Genomic DNA, 24,702 nt, shown 5'->3' on the forward strand with positions numbered 1-24,702 from the left:
ATTTAATTTTTTAATAGTACAAATACATTTTGACTGACTCTAAATAACTCAACATTTAACTCAAAAATCCTAAATTTTAATACAAAAATTGAAATTTTAACTTGTATTTTTCAAAAATAGTAAACTTTAACCTGAAAATCTCAAACTAAAATTTTTTTAACTTTTCTAAAATAGAAATACATATGCTAATATGTTTTTATGCAACTTTTTTTTAAAAAAGCAACCCTGCCAAACAGAATTTTTTTTAGAATAAATTCATTCGAATTTATTCTAATTGATTTAAATATTACACCACTCTTTTTATCCAAATTATCCATTTTAAAAATCTTAAGCAATACCTTAATTCTTTTCTTTTTCTAGATAATTTCTCAAATTTAAATCTTATTTTTTATTTTTTCTACTAACTTATTTATGTTAAAAAATTTTATTATTTAATAAATAATTTTCATATCCTTTTATTAAAGACGAAATATAGTCTTCTCCTTTTTTATTTTTTAATGCCTTAAAATCACTAAGTAAAATGATAAAATCTTCTTTGGTTAATGAGTAAAGACTGGCTACAATAAAATTGTTTTCATTTTCTTTTTCTTTAAAAAATTCATCTTCTTTATCTAGTTTCAGTATTTTATTAACTTTTTCTTTGCTAAGCTCAAAATGTTCTAAATAAAGTAAATATTTAAAATTATCGGAATCATTTTTAGCTATCATTAAAGAAGTGTTTTTCACAAGATTTAAATATAAAGAATTACTTAAAATTTCTTTTTCTTCAGGTTGAGGCATGGAACATTGATATAAACATGGCTTTAGTACATTTGAGTTAACAAATCTTCTAATCATAAAGTCAAATACAAATGTGTTAAAAATAGATACAATAAATAATTTTTTATAAATAGATATTGGTATTTTCTCATAATTTACATATATTGAATGTACACAATAACAATTTCTAGGGCATAATGTACTAATCATTGTTCTTTCATCTGTGTTTCTTGCAATACCTCTATAGAACACTCTTTCAGTTTGAAAATGATTATCTTTGGTTAATGCTTTTTCTAAGTCTTTTTTATCTATCCACAGCAATTTAGAACTTTCTTTTGCGTCTTTATCTTCAAAAAATCTTGAATTAAATTGATGAACATTAGATCCGGAATAAAGAAATATAAAGTTTTCATTATTATATTCTTTATAGAATGCTTTATAATTTGTTAAATTTAGTCCTTGTTTAAAATCAACATACTCTTCACTAAGAGTACTAAATTGACTAAATATTTTGTTAATTAGGCTAAATTCTTCATTATCTTTAAATTCAATTATTGATTCTTGTATAGGAGATAATTCTTTAATTTGATCTATACTTAACTCAATTCCTCTATAAGGATCGTATTTATTATCTTTTAAATCACCAGTTATTTCTTTAATAATATTATCATCGTTTTGAATCATGAATTTTGCTTTAAAGCTTGATGTAGATTCTTCAGCATTACTAAGTTGAAATATTGAAAATTTAAAACTTGAATGCACATCTTTAAATCTTTTTTTATTTTCAAATTGATAAATATAATTAAGTTTATAGTTAGCAAATATATGTTTTCTTAATGTTTTTGAACTAAATTCACTCCAAAGGCTTGAAGGAACCAAATAGGTTAAATTGCCTTTTCTTTTTATTAATTTTAGATTAAATGCTACAAAGTATCTAAAAAGATTGGGATCACCACCACTGGTAAAATCTTTAAAATCAAATTTATAAATATTGTTAATAGTACTTATACTGTTTTTTTCTTCGTTGTATTCAATATTCAAAGGATGATTATCTTTACTAAGTATTTCTTGCTTTATTTTATTTTGTTCTTTTATGCTTAATTTTCTGTAACCGGGAATGTGTTTTGAGAAAAACTCTGCTTCATTAAACTTAGTTTTCTCCCATGGAGGATTTCCAATTACAATATCAAATCCTTCCTGAATATCTGGAAACTCAATTCCATAGTGAAAAAATTTATAGTAGCTACTCAATTTTTTAATTTTTTCTATTTTTTCTTTATCTTCAATAGAAATTTTATTGCCCAAAATATTTTCAATTAAACTAATTACAGATGTAATATCACTAAATTCTATATTCAAAGATTTGTCAAAAGATAATGAATAAAGTTTGATTAAAGAAAATATTATTTTTAAATTATCTATATCTTCACTTTCTTCATATTCTTTGTATATCTTTTTAGATTTTTCTATATCTTCTTTAGTAGTATCATTAATACCTTTAATTTTTTGATAGATATCTTCTAAAATAGTTGTAATTTCTTTAATTCTTTTTTTAAACAAAGAAAATCCACTTTCAAATTTCTTTTTTGTAATATCAAAAAATTCATCTTTGGTATATCCCAATAGAGCATTTCCTACTTTTATATGATGTTCAATAAAACTTAGTGGTGTTCCAAAAATAAAGGTATTAATCCATAAACTTAGCATAGTAATTTCAATTGAAATAGGATTAATATCAACGCCATAAATACACTTCTTTAGCAAGATCCTTCTAAGTACTAATTCTTTACTTATACTATCCTGAACATCATATTCTTCACTTTCTTTTAGAATAGCTCTATATTCTTTATCGAGTTCTTTTTTTACATCTTCAAATTTATCTAGATCGTACCATACTTTTTCTGTTAAATAATCTAGACAAGAAATTAAAAAATGCCCCGATCCACAAGAATTGTCAATGATTTTTATATCTAAAGGGGACTTGGTTTTAAGCTGTTCTTCAATTGACGATGTAACCATAAAATCAGTTAGATCATCTGGAGTGTAATATGCCCCACTTTTCTTTCTATCAAGCGACCTGGATGTAAGATAAATATTGCCTTGATAGTATGTAGCAACTTTGTTTACCTGCTTGTTTGCAAGCTCTTCTTCGGTACGAATGAGATAAACTCCGTCTTCAATAATACGATGAACAGTAGTATCTGCAATTCTTAGGTCATATTCAAGCAGGGTTTCATATAATTCTCCAAAACTTTTGGGATCTAGCTTTGAATACTCTACAAATTTTTTATCTTTAATATTTTTTTCTTCAAAGAAGAGTATTTTAACCAGTATTTCTTCAAGTTCACTAATACTTAGCAAACTTTCATTATTCAAATATTTAACCTTATCTTCTGCAAATAATCCTCCATTAAATATAGGAAACTTTATTGCATCACTTCCTTTATCAAGTAAATTAAAAATTGTTATTATTTTTTTATATCCTAATTTATTTTTTGTATTTTCATCATAAAAAAAATATCTAAAAGATACAGAAGATCTGTATAGCTTATTTTCTTCTAATATTTTCTTAAAAATTTCATTATCTTCAATATATGCAATAAAAAATATTCTTAAAATAAAAAGAATTGATTCTTCAAGTATGCTAGCTAAAATATGCCCGGTAATTTCTTTGTCTGAAGCTTTAAATTCTTTGTCATATATATTTTTTGCAATTTTAAATACTATAGAGTCATCGGGTCTCTCATAAAGTATCTCTCTTAAGGTTTTTTGAATTATCTCTTTTTCTTTAGCTATTTGTTCTTTTTCAACTTCTATTATATTACTTCTTTTTAAGAATCTTTCTTTTCTTATAAGGTAGATAAATAAAACAAACCATTCTTGTTCTTTATATTCTTCTTTTTCTTCAATTTTAGAAAAATTAAACTCAATATATCTTTTTTCTCCATAAAGTACTTTTGATTTGTCATATAATCTCCATACCTTTCCATTAGAAAGTATCCCATAATATTTTTGATATTGATTTAGATATCTATATAGCTGATCTTCTGCTTCTTTTACTTTATCTTTAGTATGAAAACTAAATGCTGGACGCTTAATTTCTGCTATAAGTAAGATATTTTCAACAGGAATAGGTTCATTATTTTTTTTAGCTTCTTTTACTTTATTATTAAAAGCTACTTTGTCTTTATCATTTTCAAAAAGTAGCATATCTATTCTAGACTCCACTCCTTCTATTTGCCCAGCTTTTTGTTGTTCTACTGAATAATTTAGTTCTTCAAATATAGACTTTAGCAAAGACTCTATATTTGCTTCTGTTGAATTGTCGTCTATTGAAAAAAGTTTGTTTTTTATAAGAATAAAAAAGTCTTTTAGTTTGCTAATATTTTCCTTTCTTATAAAGTCTTTTGATAATTGTTTATAAAGAGATATATTAGGATTGTTTGTTTTTACGATATCATTAGTTTTCATTATCTATGCTTTATAAAAAATCCATTTACATTGTTTACAAATCTTTTCCATATATTATTAATACTAACAATATATTCTAAAAAAATTAAGTTTTTAATTAAAAACTTAATTTTTAAATAAATCGGTTGACAAAATAACTTTCAATGAATTCAATAATGATAAAGATAATATTCATTTATTACTAGAATTTACTCCCGATATACACCCTTATAAATTTATTAATACTCTAAAAACAGTAACTTTAAGATTTACAATAAAAAAATATTTTACTTATTTAGACAAGTATTGCTAAAAACCTTATTTTTGGTCTAGAAATTATTGTCTTCTCTTTAACTGAAGATGCCCTTATTAATATCGTCAAAAAAGTATATTTCAAACCAAAACAAATCTATTTACCGGTAAATTCATCTCCACCAAAATTTCATAGAAATTATAGATGGAAAATTCTTTGTTATTTTTTGTTAAATTATTCAATAATATTAAAATTATTTGATTTTTATTATTAAATTGTAATATTATTATTTTGAATTAAAATTAATATTTATTAGTCTAAATTTGCAAGAAGAATATTTTGAAAAACCCTAAATTAAATAAATCTAAGCTTAACATTATTACAGCAATATTAACTTCAATTTGCATATCATGCGCACCTATTGGAAAGGTCAATCCAAGGCCAAATAGTAATACCAATCCAGAAAATAACCAAAATTAGAATTTAGAGAAGCTTTTCGTATAAATTTTTTATAATTTTCAGGATTATACTCATTGGCAACTATGTTTAATATTCCTCAAATGGCTATAATAAAAGGAATATTGAAATTATAGACTATGTAAGCTGCCGATGCACTTTCCATATCTATTATAATTGCATTTTCAAATTCTTCAAAAATTTTGGATATATTGATTTTCATAATTAATAGATCAGTCTTCCAGCAATTATTAACCCTAAATGTGATATTGTCCTGCCTATCTTAATTTTAAAGCCTTTATTGCAAATGTTTATTTGATATAAATTTGTTAGGATGTTCTGGAGCCTGTCCTATTTAATAATTAGAGGAATTCAAAAAAACATATACAAAGCTAAAAATTATCTAAAAAGCAATTTTTCATACTACATGTTCCAGATGGTATAAAAATAAAAAATGATTTAAGGAACTATAAAGTTTATCTTTTAAAGTTCCTTAAATCCACAAAAGCTTTGCTATAAGCTCTGATATAAATCATAGAATATGGGGAAGGAAAGTACCAATAGTTTAAAACTATAGCTTTTGAGCTAACGAAAGAGGTTGAAGAAACATATAAAGTTAAAAGCCCAAAGTTAATTTCTGAAGGATTGAATATTGATTTTTATCAATATAAAATTAGTATTGCTCTAATTAGGTAAAGGGGCTTCAAGAAAGCCGGGGGCGCATTAATTCATATAATTTTTGGGGGTTTAAATGACTATTTAAAAAAGCATTTGTTAAATTTCTCTACAAGGAAAGCAAATATAATTATATGCTTGCGCATCTTACTATACAAGATAAACAAACTAATAGGGATAAAACCTATAAAATTGCATTGGGTCTAAAATTATTTCATTATGGTTGTTAGCCCGGATGTTTAAAATTTTTTGAGATTTTTAAATATCATTAAAAGATTGGAATTTTTTGTAATAAATAGTACGATTTATTTTTTGGTTATCATATATTTTTTTAAAAAATTTATTATATTCAACCTCATTAACTTCTTTATTTAAAATATCCGTATGGCCCAATAACTATAAAATGGACATTAAACGTATGTGCAACATGCCCTATTACGACACCTTCCATCTCAAAAACTATTACATCTTTAAAGTTTTTTATAATTTTGTTCATATATTTTAGATCAATAAACTGATCTCCTGAAACTATCAATCCCCAATATGCATTAAAATCTATAATTTTTGATTTAACAACTTCTATAGCTTTACTAGCCCAATATTAAAAACATATACAAAAATTCAAATTTTTACCGCTTTTTTAAATTTCTTGCAAAAATATTGAAAAAATTATTTGATCGTATTAACTGCATTAATAAAAACCCTAAATACATTAAATTTAAAATTTTATTTGCCCGCGCTATAAAACAAAATTTAATAAGCATAAAAATACCTTTGCTTCTTTTTCTAAATACTCTTTCACTCTTTTTAAGCCTTTATCATTTGCATAATTGTTGTAAGAACTTATCAACACAAAAATAATAAAACAATAAACATTTTTTTACATATTGCTCCATAGAGTAAAACAAAATACAATACTATATAAATTATATTTAAAATATTTTCTACAAATTCTAAAAAGTTAACAAGTCAATTGATATTGATCTACAGAATTTTTTGTCTTTTACTTAATTATTCTTGTGATATAACGAAAAAATATTTTATAAATTCTTAACTTTGATCAAGTTAATAGAGAAATTTTATGAAAAAGACATATATATTTCGAATATATTTTTATATATACCATTATTTTATTCGTGTTTTTTGACGCCACCAAAATCTTTAAAAATCAACAGTATCAAAACTGAAGTTTTTGATTTTAAGATAATTGAAGAGGGGATATTACAAAATATAATAAAAACCCCATTAAAGAGAGTAATAATAATATTTGTCTTACTTTTAAGGAACCCGAATTAAACGAAATAAAAGAAGGAGAGGTGTTTGAAATACTTGCAAGTGGTTATGTTACATGGGCAAAATCTGGTGATTTAAGAGATATAAAAGATAAAAATAACAATTTAATTGAAGATCTTAGGGAGCTTAAGTATTCTTATATTTTTTCACCCATCCGATTCAAAACTTATTCATTGCTTACCTTTAGCTATACTAATTATAGCATTAATGAAAATAACTATAAAATATTCAGTCAAGAAGTACCTATAGCTAAGATAATAGCATTTGAATCAACTGAAGAGTTTGAAAAAAAATATGAAATCAAAAGTTTAAAACTAAATTCTGAAGAGTCGAATATTGATTTTGAACAAAATAGAACTGGTTTTGCCAAAATCAATTTAAAAGAAACTTCAAGAGAACCTCAATACATTTATTCATATAATTTTGGAGTTTTTGACAATTCCTTAGCAGATTATTTTAAGCTCTTTTACAAGAAAAGTAAATGCAACTATATGCCTGCATATTTTACTATAAAAGATAAACAAACAAATAAAGATAAAACCTACGAAATCATATTAAATCTAAAGCTATTTAATGATGCTATTAGATTAATATTTGATAAGTATTCAAATTTATCAAAAGAAAAATTAAAACTTTTTATTGATGAATGATGAAAACTGAATAAGAAAAGCAAAGGCAAAAAAATGGAGCCAAAAATTCAGCAATTAATATAATTCAAAATTGATAAAGTTATATGGCATATGAGGTATTTTAACTTGTTGATTTAAAAGTATTGGTATTGAAAACCAAAGTAAATTGTCTTCCCCCTTTTTTCTTTTTGTGGATATTAAAACAAAAATCTTTAAAAGTTTCTTAAGCATTATGTAAAATATTTAATTCAAAATATAATAAAACTATTAATTTTAATTTTTCATAAATTGAAATTAATAGTTTTTGGTTTTAATATTATTATATTAATAACATATACCTAGATTTTTACAAACTTAAAAGGAGCTGGGGTATAATATGGAAAAACATATCACAATATTCTTTTCTAAACAATAAAAAAATTATTACTTTTGAACTTTAAATTACTTGCTAACGGATTTAAATGAATTTATTTGAACTAGCTTTTTTATAATTCTATTGTTTATTAGATATCCTAGTTTCTTATTTCTTACTATTTCAGGAATATAATTTGCTGATAATTTTTTCATAATTTACAAACTCTTTGAAACAAGCTTGTGCATATTCTTCAAATTATCTCTACTTACATTTAAATTTTTTTGCTTTTCTATTATTTTCCCAATTAAGTCTTTTTCCTTTTTAAAAAACTCACACATTAAAATTCCCAAAAATTTCTTCTTTTTTTTAACTCTAAAATTAATTCTTTTAGGTTCTTTTTTCTTAGATTTAGTTTTATTTAACTCTATATAGCTAATGCTTTTTTTAAAGCAACAATATATCTTCCCCTTACCATATTATTTTTGTTATGTGTTACAATAATTATCTCAAATTTAAAAATTTCTTTGTTTATAATTATTAGGAAACACAAAACAAATAAAATAAATCAAACTTTTATTTATGTAAAAATTATACTAAATGATAGCATAACTACTCTTAATTAGTATTTTAATTAAAATGCCTAACTTTTCCGAAATGGAGAAGCTATAAAAAACATAAAATTTACACCCTACAATATACACCATATGAATATATACATATCCTATTTTGAAGTTTTTTTATTAATGAATTAACCCTATATTTATTTTATGAGCATAATAGAAGGACATTCATTTTACAAAGTTTCTGAAGCTCAAGAAATCCTTAAAAACAAGTTTGATTATAAAATCACAAAAAGCCATTTAAAATACAAACTAGAGGTTTTTGAATGTTATATTAAAATAGAAAATATAATGATGATTTCAGAAGATTCCTTAAAATATTTAACACTTAGCTTAGTCTTATTTAAAACAACTAAAAATATAAAATAGAAGTAAAAAAGAAATTCAAAAAATGCCTAAATTTAGAGAATTAATCAAAAAAAGATAAATATATTGTTTATATAATGGATGCAATTTAAAAAAACCTATCCCCTAATTTTAAAAACAGAAAACTTTCTCCTTTATGCTACAGAAATAAAATTTTTAACAACAATTATTTTTATTATTTCGGCCTTTTTTCTCAAATTTTTATTGTCCCAAAAAGGTAACAATAAAACGAATAATCTAGAAGAAGTGGCCAATTTGTTATTTAAAAACTTTAAAATTTTTTGCAATGCATTTTAAATTCCAAATTACTTTTGCATAAATAAATAAACTTCTCTTTGCGCAAATGGAAATCCAAACCGATCACTAAAATATTTCTTAAAAAATTATATTCAGCTAGCCCAGATATCATTTGCTTTTCACACTGAAAAGCATCCTCTTGAACACTAGAATTAAAAACACACTGTTTTTAAAATTTTCAATTTAAATTAAAGATTGTATTTTGGCAAAAAATTTTCTATATCTATTTTATATTCTCTGTCTTCATTAGAAATTAACATAATCTTTAATCGTTTTAATTTTTTGATTTTCTTAAAAAACCCTTTAGAAATAGTAACACACAAGGTATTTTTTACTACAAAAGGAAATTCTAAATGAAAAAACTTTTCATTTATATTCGGATCACCAATGTTAAAATCTTTTAATTGCTGCCATTTCTCACTTGGTAAATTATTTTCATGCTTTGAAACTTTAGCATCTTCAAATCCTTCAAAAATTACACTTTTAAAACCTAAAATTTTATTGTCATGCACTTTAAAATCAAACCTATAAACGGTAGATAACGCTTTATAAGCATCTGCACGATAACCTGTCGCTTTTATCATCTTTTTATGCTCAAGCTCAGGAATTATAAGCTGTGATTTTATAAAAACCAATTCTTTTAAATTACTGTCTTTAAAGAGATGTGTATAGATTTCATCGATAACAACATTATCTTCAAACTTTTCAACAATTCTATTATAAATAATATTGTTTTCTTTTTGTTTGTAAAAAAAGAAAACTAAAAAAATACAAATTGATAATAACCCAAAAAATAATATTTCCCTCATTAATAATCTATCCTATTTATGAAAAATCATATCAAATGCACTATAAAAATGCACACTATTTTTCCTGCTTACCTTGAAAGAATACTTTTTTTTCTTATTATTTATCTCATCAAAACATTCAACGTATACATCAATTCCACTTTCTTCTGCTAACTTTCTTATTTTATTCATTTTTTCACTGTGCTCAAAGAACCTCATCTCAAAATTAAAATAATTAACCTCGTCAATAAAGCGAGAGCGAGCATTGATTGGATGGTCTATCACAGAAACCCCATTAATATACACCTTTTTAAATACAATCTCTGTGCTATTTTTAATTTGTATCTCAAAATCTAAATCTATATATCCTTCATGATAATGTCTTAAAATAAAGGATCCAAATTGAGTTTTTAATTTAAGAATTAACCCGAAATCATATCTATTACTATCATTTAAAATAACAACTTTTTCAGATGTTTCACTAGAAAAAATAAAACTGTTGGAAATTAATAAAAAAAATAATAATATTATCACTTTCATACCTTTTATTATTATACTATTCTAAAAAAGAAATAAATAGGAAAAAAATTTTAATTTCTCTTTTTTAAAACTATTGTTTCTAGGTCAAAGATTATAGAAATAGTTTATTGCTTTATCTAATGATAGCAGCTTATAGAATCTTTTTTAAGATCGGTCTATCATCAAGAATATAAATCACAAAAGCTTTTTAAAAGCTGTCTAAATTCTTTATTACAAGGCAATAATTTATGGTAAAAATAATTTAAAAAACCTCCATTTTTTAGCAAACATTTATACGGATTGATTTGGAAAGTTAAATGCATAATTCTAACACTGATTTATAAAAATACTTTTTAAGTTTTTTATATTTTGAATATAAAAAACTTATTTATAAAAGATTTTTCAATATCGATTTTTTTGTGATTTTATACCAATAATAATAAAATTACATAGGGCCTAACCATAAATACTCTTAAAGCAAGAATACTTATCTTAAGCCCTATAAATAGACATCGACCAAAGTTAAGGATGCTTATAGTTAATAGCACCACTTACCAAGATTATACGCTATTATAGTGTTAAAATCAATACATTATTCTCAAATAATATACATATTTATTTATAAATTATCTTTTAAAGAATTTACTTCACTTTATTGATTATTTTTCTAACACTTTCTGATTAAAGTCAATATTTTACAAGGTATTTAAATTCAGGTATTTGATAAAAATAGTGAATTTAAATACTTTATTTTCCAAAAACCATAATTTTATATTCTGCACACAAAATTATCTATATTAAATTTTTAATTATATTTTTTACACTCCTTATATTCTTTCATAATTTCATTAAGCAATTCTTCTTTATCTTTAAGTAATTTTTCTAGCAAAAAACTAGTAAATCTTGCTTTTGATTTGTAATATATGTATGCATTTTCTGTTTTAAGCTGAAATCTTAATGGCCTGATAAAATTTCGATTGGATTTTTTAACTTTCTCCCCTTCTTTATCCTTTAAAAAAAATAAAGAATTCTGTATACCGTTTTCGATTATGTATTTTTCTTGAACTAACCCTTCTTCTATTGCATTTGCTATTCTTAAATATTCATAAGCCTGGCTTTTTGCTATTTTGTAATTCCTAGTAAACATTTCAAAGTTTTGATAGCCATCTAATTTATAATATTCTTTATCTTTAATCTCTTTTAAGATCTTCATTGTTTCTATTTTATTGTGAATTTCTTTTTGGAAGTTGATTATTAGCCTTTCTTTTAAAAATAGAAATCGTTCCATTTTATCTTCATAACAATTAATTTCAATTTGCTTTTGATTTTTGCCAGTATTAATACGATCTTTTATTTTTATATTCATATGTTTTAATTTTACACTCATTTCATTTCCCTATATATTATGAGATTAAAAATTTTTTTGACAACTGAAAAAATTTTTCAAGTGTAATTTCATATTCTTTTATATAATCTTTATTTAAATCGAAAGTATCGTTTTCTGCTATCCTTTTGTTCAAGTCTTCACGTTCATGAATAACGCCTAAAAAATTATCATCTCTGCTTATTAATTCCAATAAGTGCTTATACGTGTTGTTTTTCTTAAAATTAGTTACCATTGGGAAAATCGGTATTTTCAATTTTAATCTTTTTAGAGCAAATTCTAATAATTGCATGCTTTCTACCGACCATTTTTGAGCAGTCATTGGAATTATTATATAATTACTTACAACTAATACGTTTGTTAAAATAATTCCTAAACTAGGACTAGTATCTATTATTATGTAGTCGTATTTATGTTTTAACAATTTTAAACTATCTTTTAATCTAGTTTCTTTGAACGGGATGTTATCGTCATAAAAAAGGTATAAATATATATAACTGGGCAATATGTATAAATTATTGTTTAATCTAAAGGTGGAAGAATTTATGTTTTTTTTATCTGCTAATACTTCGTAAATGCTTTGTTTTGAAACATCTACCCCTTGTTCTTCCAAGAGATCTGAAAAATAGCTAGTGGTTGATGCTTGTGGATCGGCGTCAATTAGAAGAACTTTATATTTTTTAGACAAGAGTGTTGAAAAAATAATAGCACTTGTGCTTTTGCCAACACCTCCTTTAATTGAGCAAATGGCAACTATTTTAGTGTTTTCTCTATCCATTTATTTATAATTCCTCCATCAGGCAATTCTTTGCAATAAAATTCATACACTTTTTTTTCCAATCTGTTTAACATGTCAATAAATGTTTGAAAATATTTTTTATTAATTTTTTCTTTTTTGATTAACCTAGCAAGACTTCTTAAATAACAAAACACACTGCCTTTTTTAAATTTAAATTCTATATAATATACTTTGGAAAATGTATATGATTTTAAAGTGCCATTGATTTTGTATTTTATAACAATGTTTTTTATAGGTTTTCTGTATCCATAAAAAATTCCTATAAATTTATCATTTTCTTTTGTAGAGAATAAATTGAGTCCTTCTAATTTTCCTTGATTAAATAATTTCCTAAAAAGAATTAAAAATTTGTTTTTTTTATATCTGTTTATTTCAAATTTGTATAGATCCATTAGCATTTTAGTGTGATATATTGCTCTTTCATTGAGAATTTCTTTTTTGATGAAAATTTCTGGCTTTCTGTTTTTTTTTATTATTTCTTTTTTTTTGTTTTTAAGTTTTTCTAATACACTTTTCATTTCAAACTCTTAATTTATATAGCTATTTTTATAAATATTTTGTGATTCTATTAGTTTAATAATTTCATTATAGTATTGATTATTAAATACTTTTTTGTATTCAAGTTTATTTTGTTTATTTAAGTATTCTTTAATTTTCGACCTTAAATTTATTGTGTTGGTTTTTTTATGTAATTGATCTAAAAGTATGTTATATATATTGGTTTTTATATTGTCTTTATGTTTTTGGGATTCGGTTTTATTAGTATCGTCCTTTATCTTTTTTATAATTTGATCGAAATCCTTATATTTATTGCTTTCTAATATGAAATGGGGTTTGTTTTTATATTTTTGATATGTGTTTTGTATTTGGGTTTTTATTTTTTTTTTGTCGCAACCTTCTTTTATTAAAATTTTTTGGGTTTTTCTTAATATTGAAATTAAATCTCTTTTTTTGTTTTGCAGTGTTTTTTGTAAATTAAATTTGTTTTCTTTTTTGAGATAATATTTTTCTTTGATTATAAATTTAAAAAGCTTTATTGTTGTTTCTTTTTTTAAGTTAAGATTAATAATAAAAGAGGAAATCTCATTATCGAAATTACATTTTTTTGCATATTTTTTTAGTTTAAGCTTATTAATCCTTTTTTTTCTTTCGGTTTCTCTTTCTTCTTTTTTATATTTATTATTAAGACACTCCCCATTTTTTACATTGTCCTTTTTATCGTAATTTATTTTAATGTATGCATTAACACGTCTTTGAAATCTTTCTGTTTTTTTATTCCTAAAGTGTTGGTTTAGTAGATTATAGCAGTCTTTTTTAGAATGCCTAAGAGCATAGTAGATTTCAGTGCCCATATTAATACCTAGATGTCTATAGTAGTTAATAGTAATATTTAGCTTTTTTAGTTTATAGAAGTAGTTTCGAAGTGTTTTGATTGAAACTTCTTTTTGCCCGTTGCGCCTTAAGTTGCTGTTAAAACAATAAAGGACGTCTGATTGGTTGTATTTTTTTTTGTTTTTATTAATATACTCGAGTGTCGCAATTAAAGCAATTAGTTTGTGTTGATATTTGCTTTGTATTTGTAGGGATTTATTAACCTTCACTTCTGCCTCCTCAACTTCGGATGGTTTTTTATACACTCTTACATAATAAAGCAATTTTTCAGATAAGTAAAGTTTATCACTAAAAAATAAAAATTTTTTATATTGTGAGCCGGTTTAAACAGGTGTTATTGGAATTGAATTCTTAAAAGATTTTATTGTATCCATAGACTGTACATTGGGTATTAGAGAATTATGTCGGTGGCGTTGTTTTTAATATTTTGAGATGGATATTTTTATATGATGCATGGGGGAAGTATTTGAGTTCTTTATCATTCTTTTGTTATATTTAAATAGTACATTCGAAGTGGTATTATACAAAGGATAAGTAATATTAAGTTGACTTGTGTTAATTTCAGAGCTTTATATGATAGAGATATAAATGTAACTATGAATCTTAAAATTATTCTTACTAAGAAGTAAAAACCAAGGAAAAGGCGGCTTTAATTTAATATAAAGGCTATTCTTTGGTGGATAAGCTTTTCTTATATAGTCTAAAAAGCTATCATTGAATGATAGTTTTAATTATAAATAGTAGTTTTCTAATTAAATACTATTGAATGATTTTTTATATATTAAGCTTACTTTGGCTGTCGAAGATGTCCTTGGAGAAGCAAGTTAATACATTAAGCTTTTTAAGTTCCTGAATTATTAATTCAGGAGTAGATGTTATGCTTCTTGTAGCATCTGTTATTAGATAAACTCGAAATCCCAAGTTAATTGCATCAAGTATTGTTTCTTTTACACAAAAATCCAATGCTAGTCCCGTTATAAATAATGTATTGATTGAATTGTTTTTCAGATAAAGCTGAAGGCCCGTTTGTTTTTTTTTAATGCAATCATCATAAAATCCACTATAACTATCGTAATATTGATCGGTTCCTTTAAAAAAAACTTTTTTTATTCTTTTTGTATTTAGATCATTAGGAAACTCTGATCCCCAAGTATTTTTGACGCAGTGCTCAGGCCAAATACCCCCATTTTTATTGTTAGAAAAGCTTACATGATTTTTACAATGCCAATCCTTGGTGGCAATAATGTTTTTGAAATAATTTTGAAGTTGGTTAATCAAAGAAATTATTTCATTACTGTTAGATACTGGTAAAGCGCCTGATTCTAAAAAATCATTTTGTATATCTATTAAAATAAGTGCACTATTTTCTGTTATTTTAAAAATAAAATCCTCCTTAGGAGATATTTAATAACAGAATATGCTTCTGCTATATTAGGCATATCCCTTGATATAACTTTTGTCAATAATTATATATTTGGGATCAATATGGTAATTAGTTTTTCCTTAAAATTAATTAAATTAAAACATAAAACTCATCTTTAGTTTTGGTTTTATAATTATTAATATTAAAATTTGCATTACAATCATTCATAGAAAAAACAAGTATTCTAGTAATTATGCTTTATTTTATAAATTCTCTCCCTAAATATAATAATATTACAACAATGTATTATAATAATATTAATTATAGTATAATATCGAAAATTGTTTACCATATTGTGTGGTATTAATAGGGTGAAAATCTTAGATATGCTTTTTGTTTTTTAGTAAAATTGATTTATGATGCGCCTTATATAAGGAGGATTTGGACATTATTAAAAATGTTTAATTTAGATTGGCGTATTTTTATCATTGGTAATATAAATTTTAACAAAAAAAGTAAAATTTAACAGTTATAATAAAACCCTAATAGCAAGGTATTTTCCAATCTAGCTAAGTTAAACTATTGAAAGATTTACAAAGTTATAATAAAAGCATAATAAAAAAATTTCTTAAAGGGCAATCAATAAATATAATAAGTTTTTTAAAAATTTTTTGGAGATTGGCTTAAAAAATCAAAATTGCAAGAGCACATGTGTTGCTTAATGTGTGATATTTGCAATTATTTGTCCGGGCTTATTGAAAGAGATAGTAAAAAAAATATATGTATACATATATTTTAAATAAAAGTGATTTATAAAAATAAAAAATAAAAAAGAGAAAACGAAAGTAAAAAAAAATTAATAAACTTAAACTAAAAAATATGCAAAAAAATGTAATTTCGGTAATGAAAACACTTATTGGAATTAATAAGCGGTGATGATAATTTTTTAGGTCCCATTCATGAACGTGAAGACTTGAACAAAAGGATAGCAGAGAACGATACTTTCGATTTAAATAAAGATTATATAAAAGAATATGAAATTACACTTGAAAAATTTTTCCAGTTATCGGAAAAATTTTTAACTTCATGATAAGTAAGGAGATAGAATGAGTTTAAAATTTAAATATATGAATATAAAAAATAAAGGATCTTATCAATACTGACAAAAATCAAAAGAAAATTGAAATTAATTTTAATTAAGATAAACTGGAACAAGTTCTCTTTATTTAAAAAAGACTAATAATCAACTTTTAAAAATAAATTCACAATAAAATAAAAACAATGAAGATCTTAAAAGAGATTAAAGATAAAGAATATTATAAATTAGATGGCTATCAAAACTTTGAAATGTTTACTAGGAATTACAAAATAGCAAAAAGTCAGACTTATGAATATTTAAGAATAGCAAATGCAATAGAAGAAGGGCTAGCTTGGGAGAAAGATATAATCGAAAACAGCATACAAAATTCTTTATTTTTTTTAAAGGATAAAGAAGGAGTGAAAATCAAAAAATTCAATCGAAATTTTATTAGGCCATTAAGATTTCAGCTTAAAACAGAAAATGCATACATATATTACAAATCAAAAGCAATTTATTATTTTTTTGTTAGAAAAATTACTTGAAGATAGAGAAGAATTGCTTAATGAGATTATGAAAGAGTATAAGGAGTTTAAAAAATATAATTAAAAATTTAGTATAGATAATTTTGTGTTAAGAATATGAACCTATGTGATTTATCAAATATATTATTCAGATAAGGTATTTGATAAAAAACAGGGAATTTCTTTATTTATAAAGTAGTTATTTAAATCATAAAGTGTCAAAAAATCGGGGTAGTAAAGTAAAAAGTAAAAGATGATTTACAAATAAATATGCATATTATTTGAGAATAATGTATTGATTTTAACGCCAACAAAATTCATTTTCCAAATGATATAAAAGTTTTTATAAATGAGCTTTTAGAGCCGTCTTCAAAATTAGGCTATTATAAAGAGGCAAAAGAAACTTTGCAAAATATTTTTTGTATATTAGATAGTAATTAAAAATGGTTTAGTCTACTCAATAATTTATATGAGATAATAAAGTATATTAAGGATATGTGCTTTATTAATAAAAATAAAAATAAAAATAATTATATCTTAATAAAAAAATTGGAAATACCGCAATTATTGATAATTTATCTAATTTAGATACTAATATAGATAAAAATTAATAATTTGCAAAGATTTAAAAGGGCAATTGAAAATGAATTTAGAAAAAGAAATTGATAGTAAAATTCAAAAAATGAAAATTCTATATGAAATTTAAACAAAATAACTTTATAAATATGATTGTTTTAAAAGTTTTTCTCAATTTGTAAAGCCTTTTGTAGTTGCTAAAGCGTAAACTTATTTTTATTTAAAACTTTAGTCAAAAGTTTTGGAGGGTAGTTTTATCTATTGATAAGATTAGGGAATTAGGATTTAAAAATATAAAAAAACACATGTTTAGAAAAAAAAATCATTAAATTTTAATAATCATATAAGTAAATTAAATAATAAGAATATTTCTATTAGAATTTTCATTAGAGATAAAGAATTATGTGAGTTTGTAAAAAAGAGATAATAATAGTAAATTATATTTTTAAGGAGCTTTTTAGAATAGAAAAGATGTTTTGCTTGATATTGTAACTAATATAATAATGAGAAAAAGTAAAATACAAAATTTTGTTTTATAGTGTCTGTAATGAAGATTTAAAATTTAATGTATCTATTAATTTTATTAATGTATTTTTATTACTAGTTGTTGTAAAACTAAATTAACTTATAGATATTTGAGCTTTGTATTTAATATTGGTTTTTCTTTTTTACAATTTTATTAATAAATGTTTATTTTGATAATGCTTTTAAAATTTATGTTGCAAAAATTATTCCAACTTTATTTAATAAAGAAGGAATATCTTATATTTTTATTGTTTGCATTTAATTGTCTTTATTGTGATTTGCTTTGGTGATTTTGGAATTTGTGCTCTGGGGGGAGTAGTTTTTTTGGGGCTTTATTTTTTTGCTTTACATTGTGCAATGTAATTAAATTGCTTTTAAGCTTTATATATGTAAATATAGGTCTTTAATATATTCCTAAAGCTTGGTGGGATAATTATGAGGAAAAGCTTACTATGTCTGCTATTTTTATACTAATAAGTTCTTATAAACATTATATAAGTTGTAGATATACAAAATTTAGAATAAGATTTAAAAAAAACAAGCTAAAGAATTTTTAGATTTTATAGATACAAAATAAGATATAAAAGAGAAATTAATTTAAGATGCCAAGCAGAGATACAAGAGAAATCTAAAATCTGGTAGCTTAAAATATTGTTGAAAATCTAAGATTAGAAGTTAATAAAAAAGGAATACAAGAATTAGAAGAGATTGAAAAAGAAATACAAAAAGTAAGAGAAAATTTAAAAAAGAAGAATAACCAAAAGATAAAGAAGAGTTATAAAGATAAATTAAAGTGTCTTGAAGATAGTTTGAAAGAAGGAAGAAAGATGTTAGAAAGAAAAATTTTATTTTAATTGATTAAAAACTCGTTATTATAAAGAAACAGCAAGCAAAAAATAGAAAAGGATATGAGTATAAAAATGTAAAATTTGTTTTAGGCTTTGTATATAAAAATTTACAATCCCTAAATAACCTCCCAATAAAAACAATTATTAGCTCGTTATAAGGGTTTTGGGGGTATTTATTTCTAGTTCTATAAACAACACAACAAATTTTACTATTTTTCTTAAGTAGCTTTTTGCAAGAATAACAATTTTTTTATTATTAAAAGCTTTTGGGGCATCATTTTGATTTCCTTAAAAATCAATTATAATTATCTAAAAGTTTAAGACAAGGTAATTATGTCTTTGCTTAAATTTAATGAATATTTTAAGTATAGGTCGGTATTTAATAATTATAAAGAAGTTAACAACCTATTTAGTAGTAGGGTTTTTGTGATAAATATTTCTTAAGAACTTGGATATTTAATAAATTATTGAATTATAGAAGCCAGTTTAAATAAATTTATTAATAAAGCAATCCTAAATTCAAAAGTAGACTTCTAAAACACACCATAATGAATTAACAAGTTTTTAAGTTTTTTTAACTTGTTGTATAATTTTTGTTTTGAGTGTTGTTATGAAAAATATCCTTTCTTATTTAAAATTAACCGTTATTGAAATTTGTGTTTTAAGTAATATGAAAATATGGTTATTAATAAGATAATGTTGATAGGGTATATATCTATTTATCAACGATTTTAGAAAATAAAGAAACTATTAGAATAAGATTAGAATCTTAATTCTAATAGTTCAGATTTAAAAATCTGACTAATAGTGTATAGATAAAGATTTATAATGTAATTAAAGAAAATATTTATAATAATAATTTTTCTACCAATGAATTTTCGGACTCAATTTCCCAAACTATTACTTATGAACTTTTTATTGCCAGACTTAATAATAAAAATAATGAAAAATAGCTTTTTATAATATTAAAAAGTTTATACTTTGTAACTTTTTGCTTATAAGAGATATATTAAAATTAATTAGTGATATTGATACAAATAATGAATATAATAGCCCAAGATAGATTTTAGAAGAAATTATTAATGTAATAAATAAATTGATACAGAGCTTCTTTTTTTAAAGAATTTATCTTTTACAAGAGCCAAAACAAGCTCAAAAGACCTCCTATCTTTGTTTTTATGAGGATTTTCTAGCTAAGTACGATGTTTAAATTAAGAAAGGCCAAAGGAGTGTAGTAAACTTCCTATTAGGGTGTAAGTTTTATTGTTAACAGTTTACATAAGGCACTTAAAAAAATTAAATTAAATTATGGCTTTGAAAATAGGGATAAAGTTGCAGTGTTTGATTTTGTAATAGGTATTGGCACATTTTTACCTGAAGTAATTAAAATTATATTAAACGAAATTCCAATAGACTCTGAAAAACAAGAAGATTACGTTAATTTTCACATACTTAAAAATGTTATGGTTTTGAATGTTTAATGGTTCCTTATGTAGTTGATCATTTAAAGCCAAGTCAATATTTGAAAGAAAAATTTGTAGCGGCAGCTTAAATAATGAAAACATAAAGTTACAAATATTTTTTACTAATTTTATTGATAAAACAAAGCCTTCAGATCAAAAATCTTTTAAGGTGTTTTCCCTGCAATTGGAGAAGAAAATGAACTTACAAATAAAGTTAAAGAAAAGCAAATACTTGTCATACTAGGAAATCCTCCTTATAATTCAGATTCAAAAAATAATAATGAATATATATATTGAATTTAGTTAATGATTATAAAAAAATAGAAAATAAGTTTATAAATGAAAAAAATTTAAGGCCACTTAATGATGACCGCACTAAGTTTATTAGATTTGCAGAACATAGAATTAAGAGTTCTAACGAAGGATTGCTAGGTATCATAACAAACAAATGGATACCTTGACAAGGTGGCATTCAGAGGTATGAGATTACCTCTTAAAAACATTTGATGAAATTTATATATTAAATTTACACGATAGTTCAAGAAAGAAAAAAAACTGATGATGGCAGCATAGGTAAGAATGTATTTTGTATCCAAACCGGAGTTACTATTGCTATTTTTACTAAATATAAGATGGACTAAAAAAAGTAAGCTGATTAAAGTATTTTACAAAAGTATTAAAGGCAAAAGAGAGAAAAATATGGGTTTTTAGGAAAAAACAATATCTTTACTATTAATTTTGAAAAACTTGAATACAAATATCCCCATTATTTTTTTACTAAAAAGATTTTTCAAATAAAGATATTTATGACAATGGGATTTCTTTAAAAGATATTTTCAATAATTTTAGTATTGGCGTTCAAACCAAAAAAGCTAAAATAGCTAATTGACTATACAAGAAAAAAGCTTTTAAACAAGCTTAAGAATTTACATATTCAAAAGAAGAATATGCTATAAACAATTATAATCTAAGTGAAGATTCTGTATTTTGGAAGTTATTATAGATTTAAAAATTTTTAAATCTATAAATATCAATCCAAGTTATGTTTAAAAAATATCTTATAGGTTATTTGACAGCAGATTTATTTATTACTCTAAAAATAAAGGAGTTGTAGTAGAGTCAAAATATAAATAAAATATATTTTAGAAATTGAGAATAATATAAGCCTTGTTACAACAAGATTTTTATCGACAAATAATTTTTTTCATTCTTTTACCTCTAGAATTTTATAGAGATGTTTTGTTTCAAATAGATGCAGTGAATCAAGCTATGTATTTCCCCTTTGTATAAAAGAAGATCAAAGTGTATTTAAAGATTTAATAAAAGAAAATTTTAAAATTCCTTTTAGGAAATTTATTAATACAAAGTATAGCAAAAAAAGTTTACGGGAAAAGGGTTCTAGAGTAGGCCTGTTTATATAGATAAAATTAAAAAATAGGGCTTTAGAGGAATACAAAGACAGTTAAAAGAGAATTTATCAAACGTAAAAAAAAAAGAAAATTTGCCTGAATTAAATAATAGAAAAATGTCTATTGGGATTTTAATGAAAAACAAAGGGTTTTACGAATTTTGTAAAGAAGATACTAAAAGAGCTTATTTTATTTTTGAAATATTATTTTTCATTAAAAAAAGAAGTCTTATCATTTAATTAATGAATATGAAAATTACGAAAGAAAACAAAAAGAAAAAAACCAATGCTTGATTTTTATTGTATTATGGGGATATTGTTACTTTAGGTAAGAGCTAAGCAGATTTTAATTTAGGTTTTATTAAATTTCCAGTGAACTACTATTTCTAAATCAAAGATTATAGAAATAGTAGTTCACTATTAAACCTATCCTTTAAAAAAGGATAGGTTTTTACATAATATTAATTCCAATAACATGACTTTAAAGGTTGCTTATTGACAATATGTTATTTTTCAACTTTGTTGATTGGGAACTTTTTTTTTCAATTTGCTTGTAAAGTTCCGTTAAATGAGATTCAAGCTTAGCAATATCTGTTTTTATAGAATCCTTATCATCTTGATAATCTAATAAAAGTTGGTTTAACATGTCTGATACGATTGATTTCATGGATAATAATTTTTCAAACGAATTTTTAAGCTTCTCTAAATTTGAAATTTCTAGTTTGTCTAAAGCATCCTTTTTAGGATATAAGTGATTAATCGCTGTATCAAAAGTTCTTCCAAGGTTGCAAAAAGTGCCAAATAAGAGGGTTTTTTGTTTTGATTGAATTAAAATCTTTGAAAGATTTGCTAATTTATTGGTATTAATAGGATTTAAAGTAGCATAAGTGAATTTTCTATAGTTTTTAGATCTATCGGTATTATCTGCTACCGTTTCATATGATGCTACCCAATAAATTTCTTTGAAAATTGATATTCCATATTGGTTTGAAGGTTCTTCTTCTAATTTTTTTTCATATTTTTTTCTATCCTCGTTAGCTGTTTCTATTAAATTTTTTAAATCATCAAGTAGCTTATTTTTTATTTGTTTATTAGGGATTTTTTCTATTTTTAATAATCCTTTTTTAGAATTATTTTGATTGGTATTAGAATCTGGATTGCAAGCATTGAAAAATAGAAAAATAAATATACTTACGATTATATGGTATTTCATAGATATTCTCCTTAACTATAATATAATGCAATAATAATATAATTAAATAATTAGTATAAATTATTGAAATAATAATAAGAATATTTTTATTATTAGATATTTTATAATATTTTTGATTTTTTAATGTTAGTAATTCGATAGCTATTGCTATAGCAATTGTTTTAAGAGGAATGGAATAAGATGTTCACTAATTAGAATAAATTCATTCGGATTTATTTTGTAAAAATTTTTTTGTTTAGCAAAAAATTAAATACTTTTATAGCAAATTTAGTTATACTATTAAAGTTTTAGTAATTGTAGTTTAAATTTATTCAAAATATAACTTGACTATAGTTTAATTTTGGTTATACTATAAATTAGTTCGACACTATAGCTCGGATTGATGAATATAAGCAATGAAATAGGGCTTAAAACAACTTCTTTAAAAGAAATTGTTTTAAGCCCTATTTCATTTTATGTAACATTAATTTTCCTAATTTACGTTTTATTTATATATTTTTTAGTTTTAATTGTTATTTATTAGGCCTATGAGGCGCCATAATGCATTTACAATATATCTGATTTTTTTAATTTGGTTTATAATTCAAAAATAGGGCATTATAGCCTATAGTCTTCCCAAAATATATATTTATAGTAGTTCGTAATTTTTGTGTAATATATTTTTAAAGGATAATTGATTGTGTAGTAAAGTTTGAATATATTTTTCCACGTTAAATTTATTAGTTATAATTTTTAGTGTGTTTTCTAAATTATCGAGATTTTTTCTAATAAATCTATTTCAATATTTTCAGTAGTATTGCAATATTTTATGTATGTTAGAATTAAACACGTGGTGTATAAAGCCCCTACTATAGTACTCAATATTTGAATTTAGTTCAGTGTCGCCTAGTGTGTAAATAAGAATTGTTAAGTGAGAAAATAGCTTATTTTTGTAATTCATTTTTATTATTTTTTTCAAAAGTTTTTCCAAGTTAGTATTCCTAGTAATTTTTATTATTTATCATATAAAAATATATATCTTTGCAATTTATATTTCTAAATTTGCTTAATTTTCAAATAAATAATTTTTTACAATTAAGTAGTAGTAGTGTTTTTTTGTAAAAATTGTTTTAATTTTTTGTAGAATAATTTGTAGTATTCTTGTAGTTTTAAGCAAACTTTTTCTAGGGTGTAATTAAGTTTATAATAAATTATGGATTGATTGTATTTAAAATAGAATTTGACTATGACGTTTATTTCTTTTTCTAATTGGTTTAAGTATTTTTTCATTGTTGATATAACACTAGGAGTTAGATTTCGGTTTTTGAGATTTTAGTTATAAAATTTGAGTAGAGTTTTTTGAGAATAATTTTCTAATATTAAATTGATTTCAAATATTGTTATGGTAAGAATAAGTAATCTACATGCATGATTCATTACTTTTTCTTGTTGTTCTTTTAGATATTTATACATAGTATAAGTATCTAAAGAGGTTTTTTAAAATAAAGAATAAATTGATAAATTAGTAGTAAATTTTAAAAATTATTGATAATTTTTCTCAAAATTATATGGTTTAAGATTTTAAAGTTAAAGTTAAAGTTAAAGTTAAAGTTTGTGTTTTAAGTTAAATTGCTCGATTTAAATGTTAAAGTTATGAGTCAAAATACTCTATACTAATAAAAAAATATTA

The 24,702-nt window shown here is 23.1% G+C and carries 19 protein-coding genes and 5 pseudogenes; 10 read left to right on the forward strand and 14 right to left on the reverse strand.

What is annotated here, in order from left to right:
- Positions 1-414: 414 nt before the first annotated feature.
- Positions 415-4,230, reverse strand: coding sequence for a class I SAM-dependent DNA methyltransferase (locus tag Bmayo_RS05485; protein WP_075552676.1), 3,816 nt, complete (start codon positions 4,228-4,230; stop codon positions 415-417).
- A gap of 169 nt (positions 4,231-4,399) precedes the next feature.
- Between Bmayo_RS05485 and Bmayo_RS07560 the strand changes: the two genes are divergently transcribed.
- A complete protein-coding gene (locus Bmayo_RS07560) occupies positions 4,400-4,522 on the forward strand; it encodes a hypothetical protein (protein ID WP_367613321.1) in 123 nt (40 codons plus the stop codon).
- 279 nt (positions 4,523-4,801) lie between these two features.
- Positions 4,802-4,939 (forward strand): annotated as a pseudogene (locus tag Bmayo_RS06690) (complement regulator-acquiring protein); the annotation flags it as partial.
- A gap of 79 nt (positions 4,940-5,018) precedes the next feature.
- Here Bmayo_RS06690 and Bmayo_RS07430 read toward each other — a convergent pair.
- Positions 5,019-5,141, reverse strand: a complete 123-nt coding sequence (locus Bmayo_RS07430) for a hypothetical protein (RefSeq protein WP_010258766.1) — start codon at positions 5,139-5,141, stop codon at positions 5,019-5,021.
- Positions 5,142-5,697: 556 nt separating this feature from the next.
- Here Bmayo_RS07430 and Bmayo_RS07640 point away from each other — a divergent pair.
- Positions 5,698-5,823, forward strand: a pseudogene (locus Bmayo_RS07640) (BB0158 famile outer surface lipoprotein); the annotation flags it as partial.
- 28 nt (positions 5,824-5,851) lie between these two features.
- Here Bmayo_RS07640 and Bmayo_RS07565 read toward each other — a convergent pair.
- A pseudogene (locus Bmayo_RS07565) lies at positions 5,852-6,182 on the reverse strand (phosphorylase family protein); the annotation flags it as partial.
- A 467-nt stretch (positions 6,183-6,649) separates the two neighbouring features.
- Between Bmayo_RS07565 and Bmayo_RS05505 the strand changes: the two are divergent.
- Positions 6,650-7,536, forward strand: a pseudogene (locus Bmayo_RS05505) (S2/P23 family protein).
- Between the two features lie 420 nt (positions 7,537-7,956).
- Here the strand turns inward: Bmayo_RS05505 and Bmayo_RS07435 are convergent.
- A complete protein-coding gene (locus tag Bmayo_RS07435) occupies positions 7,957-8,082 on the reverse strand; it encodes a hypothetical protein (protein ID WP_012614988.1) in 126 nt (41 codons plus the stop codon).
- Between the two features lie 3 nt (positions 8,083-8,085).
- Positions 8,086-8,208, reverse strand: coding sequence for a hypothetical protein (locus Bmayo_RS07440; protein ID WP_012614991.1), 123 nt, complete (start codon positions 8,206-8,208; stop codon positions 8,086-8,088).
- Positions 8,209-8,637: 429 nt separating this feature from the next.
- On the opposite strand from Bmayo_RS07440, the gene Bmayo_RS05510 reads away from it, so the two are divergent.
- Positions 8,638-8,859 (forward strand): hypothetical protein, encoded by a 222-nt coding sequence (locus Bmayo_RS05510; RefSeq protein WP_075552677.1) that lies wholly within the window; start codon positions 8,638-8,640, stop codon positions 8,857-8,859.
- A 482-nt stretch (positions 8,860-9,341) separates the two neighbouring features.
- Here the strand turns inward: Bmayo_RS05510 and bptA are convergent, their stop codons facing one another.
- The 7 genes from bptA to Bmayo_RS05545 all read right to left on the reverse strand — a co-directional run bounded on the left by bptA (position 9,342) and on the right by Bmayo_RS05545 (position 15,388).
- On the reverse strand, positions 9,342-9,962 hold the full coding sequence (gene bptA, locus Bmayo_RS05515; RefSeq protein ID WP_010259717.1) for a virulence-associated protein BptA: 621 nt from the start codon (positions 9,960-9,962) through the stop codon (positions 9,342-9,344).
- A 12-nt stretch (positions 9,963-9,974) separates the two neighbouring features.
- Positions 9,975-10,481 (reverse strand): hypothetical protein, encoded by a 507-nt coding sequence (locus tag Bmayo_RS05520; protein ID WP_075552678.1) that lies wholly within the window; start codon positions 10,479-10,481, stop codon positions 9,975-9,977.
- Between the two features lie 784 nt (positions 10,482-11,265).
- Complete coding sequence (locus Bmayo_RS05525; protein ID WP_075552679.1) at positions 11,266-11,847, reverse strand: chromosome replication/partitioning protein; 582 nt, start codon at positions 11,845-11,847, stop codon at positions 11,266-11,268.
- Between the two features lie 16 nt (positions 11,848-11,863).
- Positions 11,864-12,622, reverse strand: a complete 759-nt coding sequence (locus Bmayo_RS05530; protein WP_075552680.1) for a ParA family protein — start codon at positions 12,620-12,622, stop codon at positions 11,864-11,866.
- Entirely contained in the window at positions 12,598-13,161 is a 564-nt protein-coding gene (locus tag Bmayo_RS05535) for a DUF226 domain-containing protein (protein WP_075552681.1), read from the reverse strand. Before Bmayo_RS05535 ends, Bmayo_RS05530 begins: the two co-directional genes overlap by 25 nt.
- Before the next feature lie 9 nt (positions 13,162-13,170).
- Entirely contained in the window at positions 13,171-14,244 is a 1,074-nt protein-coding gene (locus Bmayo_RS05540) for a plasmid maintenance protein (protein WP_075552682.1), read from the reverse strand.
- A gap of 565 nt (positions 14,245-14,809) precedes the next feature.
- Positions 14,810-15,388, reverse strand: a complete 579-nt coding sequence (locus Bmayo_RS05545) for an isochorismatase family protein (RefSeq protein ID WP_075552683.1) — start codon at positions 15,386-15,388, stop codon at positions 14,810-14,812.
- Between the two features lie 917 nt (positions 15,389-16,305).
- Here Bmayo_RS05545 and Bmayo_RS07120 point away from each other — a divergent pair.
- From Bmayo_RS07120 to Bmayo_RS07650, 5 genes and pseudogenes are all read left to right on the forward strand, one after another.
- A pseudogene (locus Bmayo_RS07120) lies at positions 16,306-16,488 on the forward strand (ParA family protein); the annotation flags it as partial.
- A gap of 191 nt (positions 16,489-16,679) precedes the next feature.
- Positions 16,680-17,021, forward strand: a complete 342-nt coding sequence (locus tag Bmayo_RS07125; RefSeq protein ID WP_235633180.1) for a chromosome replication/partitioning protein — start codon at positions 16,680-16,682, stop codon at positions 17,019-17,021.
- Between the two features lie 3,265 nt (positions 17,022-20,286).
- A complete protein-coding gene (locus Bmayo_RS06890) occupies positions 20,287-20,430 on the forward strand; it encodes a hypothetical protein (RefSeq protein ID WP_012665721.1) in 144 nt (47 codons plus the stop codon).
- Between the two features lie 275 nt (positions 20,431-20,705).
- A complete protein-coding gene (locus tag Bmayo_RS06895; protein ID WP_158512879.1) occupies positions 20,706-20,873 on the forward strand; it encodes a hypothetical protein in 168 nt (55 codons plus the stop codon).
- A gap of 1,082 nt (positions 20,874-21,955) precedes the next feature.
- Positions 21,956-22,060 carry a hypothetical protein gene (locus Bmayo_RS07650; RefSeq protein WP_465251051.1) on the forward strand — a complete coding sequence of 35 codons (105 nt, stop codon included), beginning with the start codon at positions 21,956-21,958 and terminating at the stop codon, positions 22,058-22,060.
- Positions 22,061-22,301: 241 nt separating this feature from the next.
- On the opposite strand, the gene Bmayo_RS05575 is transcribed toward Bmayo_RS07650, so the two are convergent.
- Positions 22,302-23,033 (reverse strand): virulence associated lipoprotein, encoded by a 732-nt coding sequence (locus tag Bmayo_RS05575; RefSeq protein WP_075552685.1) that lies wholly within the window; start codon positions 23,031-23,033, stop codon positions 22,302-22,304.
- Positions 23,034-23,820: 787 nt separating this feature from the next.
- Positions 23,821-24,003 (reverse strand): hypothetical protein, encoded by a 183-nt coding sequence (locus Bmayo_RS07020; protein ID WP_010261783.1) that lies wholly within the window; start codon positions 24,001-24,003, stop codon positions 23,821-23,823.
- Positions 24,004-24,702 lie beyond the last annotated feature (699 nt).

The organism is Borreliella mayonii, from assembly GCF_001945665.1.
In the GTDB taxonomy this organism is placed as follows: Bacteria; Spirochaetota; Spirochaetia; order Borreliales; family Borreliaceae; genus Borreliella; species Borreliella mayonii.